This window comes from Streptomyces daliensis, from assembly GCF_054782395.1.
The window spans coordinates 148266-162451 of the sequence record NZ_BAAGSO010000029.1; the positions used below are offsets into that span (position 1 = coordinate 148266).

11 protein-coding genes are annotated in these 14186 nt (G+C 74.6%); 5 read left to right on the plus strand and 6 right to left on the minus strand.

Going from position 1 to position 14186, the window contains the following annotated elements; genetic code table 11:
• Positions 1 to 28: 28 nt before the first annotated feature.
• Genes ACYVOO_RS07045 through ACYVOO_RS07055 form a run of 3 tightly spaced genes read right to left on the minus strand, consistent with a single transcriptional unit; the run spans position 29 to position 5249 of the window.
• Positions 29 to 1321: a nucleotide sugar dehydrogenase gene (locus ACYVOO_RS07045; protein ID WP_461014749.1), complete on the minus strand. Its 1293-nt coding sequence runs from the start codon at positions 1319 to 1321 to the stop codon at positions 29 to 31.
• A 56-nt stretch (positions 1322 to 1377) separates the two neighbouring features.
• A complete protein-coding gene (locus ACYVOO_RS07050) occupies positions 1378 to 3453 on the minus strand; it encodes a glycosyltransferase family 2 protein (RefSeq protein ID WP_461014750.1) in 2076 nt (691 codons plus the stop codon).
• A complete protein-coding gene (locus ACYVOO_RS07055; protein WP_461014751.1) occupies positions 3450 to 5249 on the minus strand; it encodes a glycosyltransferase family 4 protein in 1800 nt (599 codons plus the stop codon). Before ACYVOO_RS07055 ends, ACYVOO_RS07050 begins: the two co-directional genes overlap by 4 nt.
• Before the next feature lie 280 nt (positions 5250 to 5529).
• On the opposite strand from ACYVOO_RS07055, the gene ACYVOO_RS07060 reads away from it, so the two are divergent.
• The 5 genes from ACYVOO_RS07060 to wecB all read left to right on the plus strand — a co-directional run bounded on the left by ACYVOO_RS07060 (position 5530) and on the right by wecB (position 10907).
• Positions 5530 to 6846: a glycosyltransferase gene (locus ACYVOO_RS07060; RefSeq protein WP_461014752.1), complete on the plus strand. Its 1317-nt coding sequence runs from the start codon at positions 5530 to 5532 to the stop codon at positions 6844 to 6846.
• A 3-nt stretch (positions 6847 to 6849) separates the two neighbouring features.
• Positions 6850 to 7452 (plus strand): hypothetical protein, encoded by a 603-nt coding sequence (locus ACYVOO_RS07065; protein ID WP_461014753.1) that lies wholly within the window; start codon positions 6850 to 6852, stop codon positions 7450 to 7452.
• A 184-nt stretch (positions 7453 to 7636) separates the two neighbouring features.
• Positions 7637 to 9187, plus strand: coding sequence for a glycosyltransferase (locus ACYVOO_RS07070; RefSeq protein ID WP_461014754.1), 1551 nt, complete (start codon positions 7637 to 7639; stop codon positions 9185 to 9187).
• The gene (locus ACYVOO_RS07075; RefSeq protein WP_461014755.1) at positions 9184 to 9807 is read left to right on the plus strand and encodes a hypothetical protein; all 624 of its coding nucleotides are present in this window, start codon (positions 9184 to 9186) and stop codon (positions 9805 to 9807) included. Before ACYVOO_RS07070 ends, ACYVOO_RS07075 begins: the two co-directional genes overlap by 4 nt.
• Positions 9804 to 10907: a non-hydrolyzing UDP-N-acetylglucosamine 2-epimerase gene (gene wecB, locus ACYVOO_RS07080; RefSeq protein WP_461014756.1), complete on the plus strand. Its 1104-nt coding sequence runs from the start codon at positions 9804 to 9806 to the stop codon at positions 10905 to 10907. Before ACYVOO_RS07075 ends, wecB begins: the two co-directional genes overlap by 4 nt.
• Positions 10908 to 11005: 98 nt before the next feature.
• Here wecB and ACYVOO_RS07085 read toward each other — a convergent pair whose 3' ends face one another.
• The 3 genes from ACYVOO_RS07085 to ACYVOO_RS07095 all read right to left on the minus strand — a co-directional run bounded on the left by ACYVOO_RS07085 (position 11006) and on the right by ACYVOO_RS07095 (position 14138).
• Entirely contained in the window at positions 11006 to 12106 is a 1101-nt protein-coding gene (locus ACYVOO_RS07085; RefSeq protein ID WP_461014773.1) for a Gfo/Idh/MocA family protein, read from the minus strand.
• 41 nt (positions 12107 to 12147) lie between these two features.
• Positions 12148 to 13344, minus strand: coding sequence for a DegT/DnrJ/EryC1/StrS family aminotransferase (locus ACYVOO_RS07090; protein ID WP_461014757.1), 1197 nt, complete (start codon positions 13342 to 13344; stop codon positions 12148 to 12150).
• Between the two features lie 191 nt (positions 13345 to 13535).
• Positions 13536 to 14138, minus strand: coding sequence for an acyltransferase (locus ACYVOO_RS07095; protein WP_461014758.1), 603 nt, complete (start codon positions 14136 to 14138; stop codon positions 13536 to 13538).
• Positions 14139 to 14186: the final 48 nt, after the last annotated feature.

Below are 14186 nucleotides of genomic sequence, written 5' to 3' on the forward strand. Positions count from 1 at the left end.
CCCCGGCGCGAGGGCCCGTCAGGACCGCTCAGGCGGCGCCCGCGCCGATGACCACGCGCCGCACCCCCGGCCACAGCGCCGGGTCCGTGACGCGGCGGCCGTCAACCAGGACCCGTACGCCCGGCAGGTCGCTGGCGCCCAGTTCCGCGTACTCCGGGTGGTCGGCCTGGAGCACGGCGGCGGTCACCGGCTCGCCCTCGTGCGGGGGCAGTCCGAGCGCCGTCAGCTCGGCCGCGTCGTAGAGCGGGTCGGAGACGTAGGGGCGCGCCCCTCGCGCGCGCAGGGCCTCGACGGTGGGGAAGACGCCGGAGAACGCGGTCTCCTTCACCCCGCCCCGGTAGGCAGCGCCGAGCACCAGCACCCCAGCTCCTGACAGCTCGCCGTACGCTTCGGCGAGGCGCTCCACCGCGTAGCCGGGCATCGCGGCGTTGGTGTCGCGTGCGGAACGCACGACCGTCGCGGCCGGGTCGTTCCACAGGTACAGCCGTGGATAGACGGGGATGCAGTGGCCGCCGACGGCGATCCCGGGGCGGTGGATGTGGCTGAACGGCTGCGTGTTGCAGGCCGCGATGACCGCCTCCACATCCACCCCGGCGCGGTCGGCGAAGCGCGCGAACTGGTTGGCGAGGCCGATGTTGACGTCGCGGTACGTGGTCTCGGCCAGCTTGGCCAGCTCGGCGGCCTCGGCCGAGCCCAGGTCCCACACCCCGTTGGCGCGTTCGAGGTCGTCCCGTGGGTCGAAGTCGAGCACGGACTCGTAGAACTCGACGCCGTGCCGGGCCGAGGCGGGGCCCAGGCCGCCCACCAGCTTCGGATAGCGCCGCAGGTCGGCGAAGACCCGGCCCGTCAGCACCCGTTCGGGGCTGAAGACGAGGGAGAAGTCGCGCTCGGGCGTCAGCCCCGAGCCCTCCTCCAGCATCGGCGCCCAACGCTCGCGGGTGGTACCCACGGGCAGCGTGGTCTCGTAGCTGACGAGCGTGCCGGGGCGCAGCCCCGAGGCGACGGCGCGGGTCGCCTCGTCCAGCCAGCCGAAGTCCGGCACGCCCTCGCCGTCCACGAACAGCGGCACGACCAGCACCACAGCGTCGGCCTCGGACACGGCCGTGGTGGTGTCGGTGGTGGCGCGCAGCAGGCCGCCCGTCACCGCCTCCTTGAGCCGCTCCTTGAGGCCGTCCTCGCCGGGGAAGGGCTCGGCGCCGTCGTTGACCATGTGGACGACGCGCTCGTCGACGTCAGCGCCCACGACCTGGTGCCCCTTGGCCGCGAACTGCACGGCGAGCGGCAGTCCGATCTTTCCGAGCGCCACCACACAGATTCGCATTCCGGTTCTCCTCACGGTTGGTGCCGGGGCCGTCCCGCCTGCTGGCGGACGGCCGGTCACGACGGCGGCGACAGCCGCCGCAGGCCCAGCAGACGCAGCAGGCCCAGCAGGCGCGGTGCGAGGGCCCGGAGGGGGCTCGCGGGGGTGGCGACGAGGACGGGCACGGACTGCGCGCCGTCCCCGGCGTCCTCGCCGCGCCACCGCACGACGCGGACGCGGTACGGGCGGCCACGGTGCACGACGCGGTCCAGCGGGGGCGGCGCGCCCGCCGCGTCGAGCACTGCGGCACGGGTGTGGCCGAGGGCGCGCAGATACGGCACGCCCATGTGGCCCTCGCGCAGGAGGTCGTCGAGGGGGACGGTGCGCGAGACCAGGCAGCCGCGTCCTTCGGGGGCCGGGCGCACGGTCAGCTCGCCGGGGGCGCCCGGAAGCGCGCGGAAGTCGGCCAGTTCGGGCAGCGAGCTGCGGGCCGTCACGGTGACCGTGGCGGGGCCTCCGCTTCCGGTTCCGCTTCCGGTCGCTGACGGCCCTTCGGTCAGCGACTCCACCACGAAGCGCTGCCCGGCGAACCGCTCGGCGGCCTGCTCGGTGACATCGAAGTACCGGTCGGGCAGTGCCTCCCCGCCGCCGGAGACGGAGCCGTCGCCCGAGCCCGGGCCAGGCTCCGCGCCAGCGTCGGTACCGGTGACCGGGCCGAAGCCCGGGTCAGTGCCGGTACCAGGACCCGAGCGGCTGACCGGGCCAGGGCCCGCACCGGAGCCGGTGCCGGTGACCGGGCCGGAACCCACGTCGGAGCTGGCGACCGGGCCGGGGCCCGAGTCTGGGGCGGGGCCCGGACCTGCTCCGGGCGCGGGCTCCGCAGCCGTACCCGTACCGCCGGAGGCACCGGCGCTCCGGAGGCCGCGGAAGCCGCGGAAGCCGGGAAGGCGGGCGTAGGCGCGGTCGCCCTCCACGCACAGCCGCAGCGGCAGCGGCCCCGCGCCGTCCGCCCCGCCGGCAGGCGCGGCCCGTACGACGTCGAGCAGTGCGTCCAGCCGTCCGTCCCGTGCCAGCGCGAGGCATACCCGCAGCCGTGCGTCGAGCCGTGCCGTGAGCGCGGCGTGCGCGTGCCGGGACGCGAGTGCGCCGACCGAGCGCACGACGCGCTCTTGCAGCTCGCGGTCCAGGCCGGGGAAGGCGTCGTCGAAGAGCTGGGCCGCCTCCCAGGTGAAGTGCCGCTTGTTGAGCGAGTCGCGGCGCGGCCCCGGGCGGCTGAGCCGCTCGGTCACGGCCATGGCCGCCTCCAGGCCGCGCAGCCGGTCCGCGTGCCGGGCGCGGAGCGTGACGTTGCCCGCGTCCTCGCGGCGTACGGCGAAGTAGTAGTCGTAGTCGGCCAGTACGGAGACCCGTTCGCAGCGCAGCAGGGCCTCCAGGGTGAAGGGCTGGTCGCTGAAGGCGGGCAGGTCCTCCGGGTAGCGCAGGCCGTGGCGCTCGATCAGGGAGCGCCGGAACAGCTTGGTGTTGGACAGCGCCCACGACAGCTTCCAGTGGTCGGCGGGCAGGCTGCACTCCGTGCTGCGGAAGACCAGTCGCGGCACGTCCCTGCCGCCGACGGCGACCATGCGCCCGAGCACGATGTCCGTGCCGTGCGCGTCGGCGGTGGCGACCATGCGGGCCAGCGCCTCGGGCCCGAGGTAGTCGTCGGAGCCGAGGAAGAAGACGTAGCGGCCCGTGGCGAGGTCGAGCGCCCGGTTGCTGGGCGCGGCGGGGCCGCCGGAGTTGGGCTGGCGCAGCACGCGGAAGAGGCGGGGGTGCGCGCGGGCGTAGCGCTCCAGTTCGGGGCCGCTGCCGTCGGTGGATCCGTCGTCCACCGCGATGACCTCCATGCGGGCCTGCCCGATGCTCTGGCGTACGAGGGAGTCCAGGCAGCCGGTCAGATACGGCATCGTGTTGTAGACGGGCACGACGACGGTGACGTCCGGCTCCCCCGGGCCGCCGGGCCGGCCCGGCGCGCTCGCCTCGGGCGCGACGGCGGGTTCAGCGGCGGGGGCGGGCGCCCCGCCGGCGCGCCGCCGTCCACCGCCCGCGCTCCCGCCCCCTCCCCCGCCCGTCTCGTCGGAACCGTCCGCCTCGCGTACGTCGGGCAGGCTCATTCGTGCGCTCCGACGGGTGCGGCGGGCCCTTCGTCGGGGTCGCCGGGGTTGCCAGGGTCGCCGCGGTCGTCCTGGCCTGCCGGAGAGGCGGCGTGGAGCGTGCGGCGCGGCGGCTGTCCGGCGCGGCTTCCAGGGCGGGGCGGGAGGTGCGGCAGCAGCCGGGTGTACAGCTCGTCGAGGACGTCGGCCTGCGCCTCCCAGGTCCACTGCTCCAGCAGCCCCGGCCTGTCGTAGGCGGCGCGGTAGCGCGCCGTGTCGGCGAGGACAGCGCGCACGGCCCGCGCGTAGTCCTCGACGTCCTCGGCGCGGAAGACCTCGCCCTGGCCCGTCTCCCTGGTGGTCCGCGCCATGGTGCGCACGTCGCTGACGACGAGGGGCAGCCGGGCGTGCGCGTACTCGAAGAACTTCGTGATCAGGGCGAGTTCGTGGTTGACCCAGTGGTGGATCGGGATGACGCCCACGTCAGCGCGGGAGAGGAAGGGGACGACCTGCCAGAACGGCACATACGGGACCGCGTGCACCCGGTCCTCGACGCCGAGTTCCGCCGCACGGCCCAGCAGCGTGCGCACGTAGTCCTGACGGGGGCTGGGCACGACGAACACCACATGCGCCCCCTCCAGCAGCGGCAGCGCCTCGACCATGGTGGCGAGCCCGCGCTGGGGGGCGGCTCCGCCGCTGTAGACGAGGAGCGGGGTCGTCTCGTCGACGCCGCACAGCTCGCGCAGGTCGGGCGGCCCGGACGGCTCCTCCTCGCCCTCCTCTTCGCCTTCCGCGTCCGCGTCCGCGTCCGCGTCGGCGTCCGCTTCGCTCTCCGCCGAAGGGGGCCGTGTGCTGGGCGCGTTGAGGACGACGGTGGGCAGCTCGGGCAGCCCGTGGGTCTCGCGCAGCAGATGCGCGAGGGAGTCCGAGACGGTGACGGCCGCATCCGCGTACGGCACGTATTCGCGCTCGTGCGCCATGTGCGCGGGAAGCCAGCGCGCGTTGTCGTTCCAGGGCCGCACGCCGGGCAGGAATTCATGCGCGTCCCAGACGAGTTTCACGTCCCTTCCGTAAGCGCGGGCCCGCAGCTTGGCGCGAGCTCCCGCGCCCAGTACACGGAAGTCGTTCGCGTGGATGAGATCCGGCCGCAATTCGTCGATGACTTTCCCGTAGGCCAGCTCGAAGTCGTGCAGCATCGGCCACAGCTTCCGCCAGGAACGCTTTCCCATCGCGGCGATCCAGAACGACGTACCCAAACGGTCGAGCCGGGTGTCCGCTCTTCTACGAGCCGCGATTCCCGCGTCCAGTCTCCCCTTACGGAAAGCCACCCACCGGTAGGCGGCCTTCGCCACCGCGCGGGAGGAGAGGAGCCGCGCCTTCGCCGCGATAATCGCCGCCTCGGAACGTATCGCGCCCCCATACCCACCGACGGAGGATTCCTCGGCGATCTCCACCCCGCGCACGAACAGCTCGCCCCGCCACGCCTTCATCCGCTGCATGCGGTAGGCGGCGGTGTGCCCAGGGCGGTAGGCGAGCGGCCTGGTGAGGAAGGCCCGCCGGAACTGGTGCGGGCGCCTGGCCAGCGGCATCGGCACAGGCAGCAGCCTGACCTCGGCCTCGCCGAGTTTCCAGCGCCGGGGCCGCCCGTCGGGAGAACGGCCCAGCAGGGTCACGTCCCAGCCGGCCTCCGCCGCCGAACGGGCGGCTTTCTGGACGCGGGAGTCACCGGCGACGCCGTTGCACACGAGCATGACCACACGCCCGCGACGCGCTTCAGTTTCTTCTGCTCCGCTGCCGGAGACCGTTTCGAGCTCCACGGGGAAACCCTTCTTTTGGTCGGCAGAAGCAGCCTAACGAGGCTTCCCCGAACCGGCATGCCGGATTACTCCGCCCCCGTCCCCGCCCTCACCCCCGCCCCGCTCTCCGGGCACCTTCACCCATTGAGCGCGTGGAGTACGGGCTCCTTCGGGTGACTCTCCGGTCGGAACGCCGACTTGCTACTTGCCGGGCCCATAAGGTCAGTTTGTAAGCCACGTACTGACGTACTCACGTACGCACGTCCTCACGTACTTTCATGGCCGACCGAAGGGAATTCGGGTGCGCAGTGATCGCGGTGATCCGGAGCGGGAAGTGGCCGTCGTCACCCCCTGGTATCCGACGCGGCAGTCCCCTTTCGGCGGCGCCTTCGTCCGGGGAATGGTCGAGGCGACGGCCCCCGGCTGCACACGGATGACGGTGTACCACTGCGATCCGTGGTCGCTCTCCCTCCCCGAGTCCTGGGACCCGGGCCAGGTGCGCGGCGCCCACCGCAGGCTCCTCGCCGAGCGCCCCCAGCCCGCGGTGCCCACGGTCGCCGGGGCCGCGCTGCGCTACGTCCCGGTGCTGACGCCCCCGCGGCAGGTGTGGGCCGCGCACGCGCGCGCACACGACGAGGCGCTGCGCACGGCACTGCGCGGCCGTCCCCTGGACGCCGCCGTCGTCCACGCGCACGTCGGCCTGCGCGGCGGCTGGGTCGCCCTGCGCAACGCGCGGCCCGACGCACGGGTCTTCGTCACCGAGCACGCCAGCTTCCTCGACCGCGTGCTGGAGCAGCCGGAGGCGCGGGCGATGTACGACGAGGTGCTGCACCGCTGCACCGGCTTCTTCGCGGTGGGGGAGCCGGTGCGGCGGCTGCTGTACGAGACGTTCCCGCACCACGAGGGCCGCGTCGGGCTCATCCCGAACCCGGTCTCCTTCGACCACCACAGGCCCGCGCCCGTCACCCAATTGCGGCGCTGGCTGTTCGTCGGCAACCTCATCCCGCGCAAGGGCGTCGACTGGCTGCTGGAGGCGTTCGCGCTGTGCCGCGCCGAGGACCCGGAGCTGACGCTGACGCTGGTCGGCGAGGGATCCATGGAGCGGCGGCTGACGGCACTCAGCGCGGAACTGGGCCTCACGGAGGCGGTCACCTTCGCGGGGCCCGTGCCGCCTGGCGAGGCGCTGCGGATGATGCGCGAGCACGATCTGCTGGTCCACCCGAGCAGGCTGGAGACGTTCGGGATGACCGTCGTCGAGGCCGTGGCGGCGGGGCTTCCCGTGCTGGTGACGCGCAGCGGAGGCCCCCAGGAGACCCTCGCCGGGATCGAGGAGGCAGCGGGCGAGCTGATCGACGTCGAGGAGAACGCGGAGTCCATCGCCGACGGCTACCGCAGGCTCCGCGCCCGCTTCCCGCACGGTCTCGACCTGCCCAGGGCCCGCCGCGTCCTCGCGGAGCGCTACGGCGTCGAGGCCGTAGGGCGTGCCCACCACGGCCACTGGTTCGGCGGCGCCGACAGGACCGACGAGGCGGACGGGGCGGACGGGCCCGACAGCCGCCCTCGCGCCCCGCACCACCCGCACCACCCGTCCCCCGACGAGCTGGAGAAGGAGGCGTAGGCCGTGCGCGTGCTCTTCATCGCCCTCGGCGCGACCCGCAAGCGGGCCGTGCGCGAGGAGGCGGCCGAGGCCGTGGCCTGCGGGCACACCGTGCTGGTGCTGACGGAGACCGCCGAGTCGTGGCGGGACCAGCCCTTCGCGCCGGGCGTGGAGCTGGTCGAGATGACCCGGCTCGAACTGCGCCACGCGCCCCGCTTCCTGGAGTGGGCGCTGCTCTTCCGCGCCCCGCGCGCCGCGGTCTCGCTGCTGGGCCGAGGCCCGCTGCGGCAGCCCGTGGGGCGCGCGGGCCGGTCGTACGAGCGGCGCCTCGCGCGCCGCGTGCACCACCGGCTCTTCCTCCCCTGCTACCGGGGGCTGTACGGCGACGCCGTCACCGTGCGGCACCGGCTCGCGCGGCAGTTGGTGCGCGAGCGGTCCATGGACCACGTCGTGGTGTGCGATCCGGCGTCCATGCCCATGGCGCTCCAGCTCACGCGGGGCAGCGCGGCCCCCGGGGCGAGGGGCGGCACGGTCAGCGGCCGGGCGGTCGGCACGGGGCGGGCCGGTGACGGCGTGCCGGTGCCCGGCCTCTCCTACAGCGCCGCGCATCTGGAGGCCGCCGTCTAGCGCCGGGCCCCGGCCCCTAGGTCCTCGGGCCGCGGCCTCCGCGACGCCACCGTCCAGCCCTCGTCCCCGCCACCGGCCCCGCGATCCGGCGCGCGCCCCTCGCGCCCCGCCCCGTCCCGCACCACCGCCGCACCGCGCCACCCGCACCGCGTACCCCGCACCCTCCCCGTACCGGAGACCGCCCGTGTCCCCCGAGCCCCCACCCTCCCGCCCGCCCCGCGCGCTCCGTGCCCGCACGCGAGGTGCCCGTACACGGGGTGCCCGCCGACCGCGCGTCCTCTACCTCGCCTTCTACTTCCCGCCCTCACGGGCCAGCGGCGTCTACCGCGCGCGTGCCACCGCCAACCACCTGGCCGCGCGGGGCTGGGACGTCACCGTGTGCGCGGCGCCGCTCTCCTTCCTGCACGAGGTGACGGGGTCCGTCGACGAGGCGCTGCTGGACACCGTGTCCCCCGGTGTGCGCATGGAGCGGCCGTCGCTGAACCAGTTCGTGTGGGACAAGGACCTGCGCCGGTACGGCCCGTTCCGGCGCACCTTCCCGGTCGCCGCGCAGGACCTCTACGACTGGGGCATGCGGCGCCTGTTCCCCGAGCACTACGCCTCCTGGGCGCTCGCCGCCGTCCGCAGGGCGCTGCGGCTGCACGCGACGCGGGGCCGCTTCGACGCCGTACTGGCCACCGGCAACCCCTTCGCGTCCTTCGCCGCCGCCTGGGCCTTCCACCGGCTCACCGGCGTCCCCTACGTGCTGGACTACCGGGACTCGTGGACCCTCAACCTCTTCACCGAGGAGCCCGCCTTCCCCGCCGGGCACCCCGCGTGGGAGTGGGAGCGCAGGGTGCTGGGCGCCGCCGGTGCGTCGGTGTTCGTCAACGAGGCGCTGCGGGGCTGGCACGCGGAGCGGTACCCGGACGTCGCGGACCGCATGATGGTCGTCCCCAACGGCTGGGACGCCGACCTCCTCTCGGCCGAGGCCCGTGCCCTCCCCGCGCCGCCCTCGGGCGCCCGGCGCCGGCCGCTGCGCTTCAGCTACGTCGGCACCGTCAGCAGCGCGCAGCCCGTCGAGGAGATGGTGGCGGGCTTCCAGCGGCTGCGCGCCCACCCGGACTTCGCCGACGCCGAACTGCACATCCACGGCCACCTGGGCTTCTTCCGCCAGAGCCACACGCCGCTGCTCGGCCGCCTCGCGGGAGACGGGGACGGGGACAAGAACGGCACGGAGCGGGGCGGCAGCAGGGACACGGGCGTACGGGTGCGCGGCCCGCTCTCCAAGACCGAGATCTCCCGCGCCTACGAGGAGGCCGACGTGCTCGTCTTCCTCGCGGGCGGCGCCCGCTATGTCACCTCGGGCAAGATCTTCGAGTACATGGCGACGGGCCGCCCCATCGCCTCCGTCCATCTGCCGGGCATCGCGGCGGGCGAGGTGCTGGAGGGCTACCCGCTCTGGTTCGCGAGCGAGGGGCTGGACGCCGAGTCCGTCTCGCGCTCCCTGCTGGCCGCGGGACGGGCCGCGCTCGCACCGTCCCGCGCACGCCACGCGCACGCGCTGCGGCACTCCGACGCGTACGTACGCGACACCCTGCTGGCCCCTCTCGAAGCCCGGCTGCGCTCCCTCGCGGGACGACGCACGCCAAGCGCCGACGGCTCCGGCGCCAGCACCGGCACCCCGCACGCCGACGGACCCCCCGGTTCCGTCGCGGCGCACCGTCCCCCGCACACCGAGGAGACCCCGGCATGAGCACGGGCACCCCCGGCCCGGCGCACGGGCCCGGCCCTGCCCACGGCCGCGTCGTCCTGCTGGCCCTGGCCACACCCGTCGGCGGCCGGGTCAAGAGCTATCTGGCACATCTGCTCGACCAAGGCACCGAGGTCGAGCTGGTGACGACGGCCCCGGAGGAGTGGGAGCGGTTCGCCGCCTCGCCGGGATTGCGGACGCACACGCTGCGGGACGCCGAGCAGCGGCACCCGCTCCCCCGCCTGGAGCGCGCCCTCGTCCACCGCCTGCCGCGCGCCCTGCTGGCCAGGGCCAGGGCGGCCGGAACGCTCGCGGCCCGTACCCGCGCCCCGCTGGCCGGACCCGTCGCACGGGGCACCGCCCTCGGTGAACGGGCGCACCGCAGGGCGGCCGGAGCCGTGCACAAGAAGGGTTTCCTCCCCCTCTACCGGCAGTTGCGCCCGTGGCTGCTGGCGAGGGTGGCCCAGCGGACGGCCGGACGGATCGACTTCCGCACCGTGGACCGCGTCGTGGCGGCCGACACCGTCTCCATCGCGCTGGGCGCCCGGCTGGCGCGCCGCCACCCGTCCCTCGTCGCCACCACCGCACTCGACAAGAACGACAAGGACGGTTCACCGAAGTGAAGGTACTCAGCGTCGTCGGCGCCCGCCCCCAACTCGTCAAACTGGCCCCCATGGCCGAGGCGTGCGCCGCGCTCGGCGTCAGCCACACCATCGTGCACACCGGACAGCACTACGACGCGGACCTCTCCGACGTCTTCTTCACCGGCCTCGGCATCCCCTCCCCCGATGTGCACCTCGGCGTCGGCTCCGGCAGCCACGGGGCGCAGACGGGGGCCGCGCTGAGCGCGCTCGACCCGGTGCTGGAGGCGGAGCGGCCCGACTGGACCCTCGTCTACGGCGACACCAACTCCACCCTCGCCGGCGCGCTCGCGGCGGTGAAGCAGCACCTACGGGTGGCACACCTGGAGGCCGGGCTGCGCTCGTTCAACCGCCGCATGCCCGAGGAGCACAACCGTGTCCTCACCGACCACACCGCCGACCTGCTGCTCGCGCCCACCAAGGAGGCCATGCGCCATCTCGCGGCCGAGGGCCTCGCCGACCGCTCCCGGCTCACCGGCGACGTGATGGCCGACGTGTGCCTGCGCGTACGGGACCGGGTGCTCGCCGGTGACATCCCGGCGCCCGAGCTGCCCGACGGGGTGGACGCGTCCAGGCCGTACCTCGTCGCCACCCTCCACCGCGCCGAGAACACCGACCCCCCGGGACGCCTCGAAGCGCTCGTCGGAGCCCTGGCCGAACTGCCGCTGCCCGTCGTGCTGCCCGCGCACCCCCGGCTGCTGGCCCGCGCCGAGGAGCATGGCGTGAAGCTGGAGCGGGGCGCGGTGCGGGTGGGCAGGCCGCTGCCGTACGCGGAGCTGATCGCGGCCGTGCTCGGCTCGTCCGGGGTGGTCACCGACTCGGGCGGGCTCCAGAAGGAGGCATATCTGCTGGGCCGCGCCTGCACGACGCTGCGCACCGAGACCGAGTGGCCCGAGACCCTGACCGAGGGCTGGAACACGCTGGTGCCCGACCCGCATCTGCTGGGCGGCACGGCCTGGGCGGACACGGCGGTGCGCAGCGCCCCGGCGGAGGCACCGGCCGACGCGCCCTACGGGGACGGCTCGGCCGCCGAGCTGGTCGTGGAGCTGCTGGCGGAGGAGGCCGCGGCCCAGGACGACTGAGACGACCGACCGGTTCTCCGGCGACGGAGACGGGGGACGGAGTCGGTGCGCCGGCGCCGTCGCCGTCGCCGGAGAACCCAGAGAGAACCCGGACCGGCTCAGGGAACCGGGTCCTCCGCGTCCGCCGCGCCGTCGTGCCGCCCGCCCAGGCCGACGGCCCTGGCCTCCGCCTCCGGGTCCCACGCCTCCCAGTCCGCCATCGCGCCGGACGCGCCGGACGCGCCGGTTCCGTCGAACCCGTCGGCCCCGGCGTGCCCCGGCAGCACGAGCCCGAGCCGCGCCGACTCCAGCACGGCCGTGGAGACCCGCACCGTGCGCAGCCCCTCCCGCGCGGTGACGATCCCGCTGTCCTCGCCCACGACCGCGTCCCTGAACCGCTCGTGCTCCACGGCCAGCGGCTCCCGCTTGGGGAAGGCGTAGCGGATCATGTCGCCCTCGGCCACGCCCCGGAAGGCGCGCAGTGCCTCCCACTCCGTCGTGACGGCGCCGTTGGCGTGGAAGCTCAGGTCGGCCGTCAGGGTGTCCGCGACGAAGCAACCGCGCTCCCCCGTCACGGCGGTGAAGCGCTCCTTGAGCGGGCTCAGCCAGTTGACGAGATGGCTGACCATCGTGCCGTCGTCCAGCTCCCCGACCACGGCCACCATGTCCTCGTGCGGGCGCCCGCTCTTGGAGAGGGTGCGCGCGGACAGCGACGCGTAGGAGCGCCCGGTGATCCAGCTCGTGAGGTCGATGTCGTGGGTGGCCAGGTCCTTGACCACGCCCACGTCCGCTATGCGGTGCGGGAAGGGGCCCTGGCGACGGGTCACCACCTGGTAGACCTCGCCGAGTTCGCCCGCCTCCAGGCGGGCGCGCAATTGCTGGAGCGCCGGGTTGAAGCGCTCGATGTGGCCGACCCCGGCGACCAGGCCCCGCGCCTCGAACGCGTCGACCAGGCGCTCGGCGGCGGCCACCGAGTGCGCGAGCGGCTTCTCGATGAGGGCGCAGACCCCGTTGGCGGCGAGCTGGAGGCCGACCTCCTCGTGGTGCGCCGTGGGGCAGGCCACGACCACGTAGTCGGGCCGCAGCGCCAGCAGTTGCGCCAGCCCCTCCAGTACGGGCGCGCCGTGCAGGCTGCCGCTCGGGTCGCCCGCCGGGTCGACGGCACCGATCAGCTCCACCCCGTCGAGCCCGGCCAGCACGCGCGCGTGGTTGCGGCCCATGGCGCCGAGCCCGACGAGTCCGGCGCGCAGCGCCTGGCGGGTCACGAGGGCACCTCCGCGACGCCGGGGCCTTCCGTGGGCGCGACGGGTGCGGCCGTCGTGGTGGACGTGCCGGGCGTGGCCATCGCGCCCGCGAGCACGGCGGTCGCCGAGCCGTTGACGACCTCGGTGATACGGGCGATGTCGCACACGGACAGCGCGGGGTGCACCGGCAGGGACAGCACCTCGTCGCAGGCCAGGTCGGTCAGCGGCAGCTGCGCGCCGCAGCTCTCGTAGGGCTTGAGGCGGTGGATCGGCGTCGGGTAGTAGACCGCGCTGCCCACGCCGCGCGCCGCCAGCTCACGGGCCAGCTCGTCCCGTACGGCCGCGCCGCCCGGCACCCGCACCGTGTACTGGTGGTAGACGTGCCGCGCGCCGGGCGCCACCTTCGGGGTGGGCAGCGCGTGGAGGGCGCCGTCGAGCGCCATGGCGTTGGCGCGGCGCGCCTCGGTGGCGTCGGGGAGCCTGCGCAACTGGACGCGGCCGACGGCCGCCGCCACATCCGTCATCCGCATGTTCGCGCCGACGATCTCGTTCACGTAGCGCTGCTCCATGCCCTGGTTGCGCAGCAGCCGCAGCGTGCGCGCCTGGCGCCCGTCCGCGACGGCGATCATGCCGCCCTCCAGGGAGTGCATGTTCTTCGTCGGATAGAAGCTGAAGCAGGCCGCCGCGCCGAAGCTGCCGACCGGCTTGTCGTGCAGCGCCGCGCCGTGCGCCTGGCAGGCGTCCTCGACGATCGCGAGCCCGTGCCGCTCGGCGAGCGGCACCAGCGCGTCCATGGCGGCCGGATGCCCGTAGAGGTGCACGGGCAGCAGCGCGGCCGTGCGGGGCCCGATGGCCGAGGCCGCCGCCTCCGGATCGAGGCAGAACGTGTCGGGGTCGATCTCCGCGAACACGGGCTCGGCGCCCGCGAGGCGCACGGCGTTCGCGGTCGCCGCGAAGGAGAAGGAGGGGACGACGACCTCGTCCCCTGGGCCGATGCCCAGCGCGAGCAGCGCCAGGTGCAGCGCGGAGGTGCCCGAGTTGACGGCGACGCACTCGCGCCCGCCCGTGACCTCGGCGAACTCCTCCTCGAACGCGGCGACCTCCGGCCCCTGGACGACCCGCCCGTCGCGCAGCACGCGCACGGCGGCCTCGATCTCCTCGTCCCCGATCACCGGGCTGGCAGGCGGGATCATGTCGTGGTGCAAGCCCTGCATAGCGGTGTCCTTTGGGTTCACGGCGGATATGGCTGTACGCCTTATGTCAACCCGCAATCCCGTAGGACCTTGCACTCCGGTACGACAATTCACCCGCCTTGCCCACACGGTTCGCCCGACCGGGGTGCCCGGGCTCGCGCGGCGCGGCTGCGTTCTTCCGACGCGCCAGGACCGTAAACCCGCCCGTTCCGTCAACGTGCTCGTTCCGTCAGCGTGCCGCCCGACTCCTCGTAGACCGTGCCGGTCTCCGGGCACTCCCACACGCCGGGGTGCCCCGGACGCTCGCGCAGCCGCTCCCCCGCGCGGCCGACCCAGCCGACGCGGCGCGCTGGCACCCCGACCACGAGCGCGAAGTCGGGGACGTCGGCCGTGACCACGGCGCCTGCCGCGACCATGGCCCAGCGGCCGATCCGCAGGGGCGCCACGCACACGCAGCGCGCCCCCAGCGAGGCACCCTCCTCGACGGTCACGCCGACCGCCTCCCAGTCCCCCGCCCGCTTCAGGCCGCCCTCGGGATCGACGGAGCGGGGGTTGCGGTCGTTGGTGAGGACCACGGCGGGGCCGACGAAGACGCCGTCGCCCAGACGGGCCGGTTCGTAGACGAGGGCGTGGTTCTGGAGCTTGACGCGGCGCCCGATCAGCACGCCGGGGCCCACGTAGGCGCCCCGGCCGATCACGCAGTCCTCCCCGAGCCTCGCGTGCTCGCGGATCTGCGCCAGTTCCCACACGGTGGTCCCCGCGCCGATCTCGGCGTCGTCGGCGACCTGCGCGCCGGGCATGCTGCGGTACGTCACGGTGGCTCTCCTTCGTTGTCGGCCGCGTCAGCCGCCGTCGGCTTCCGT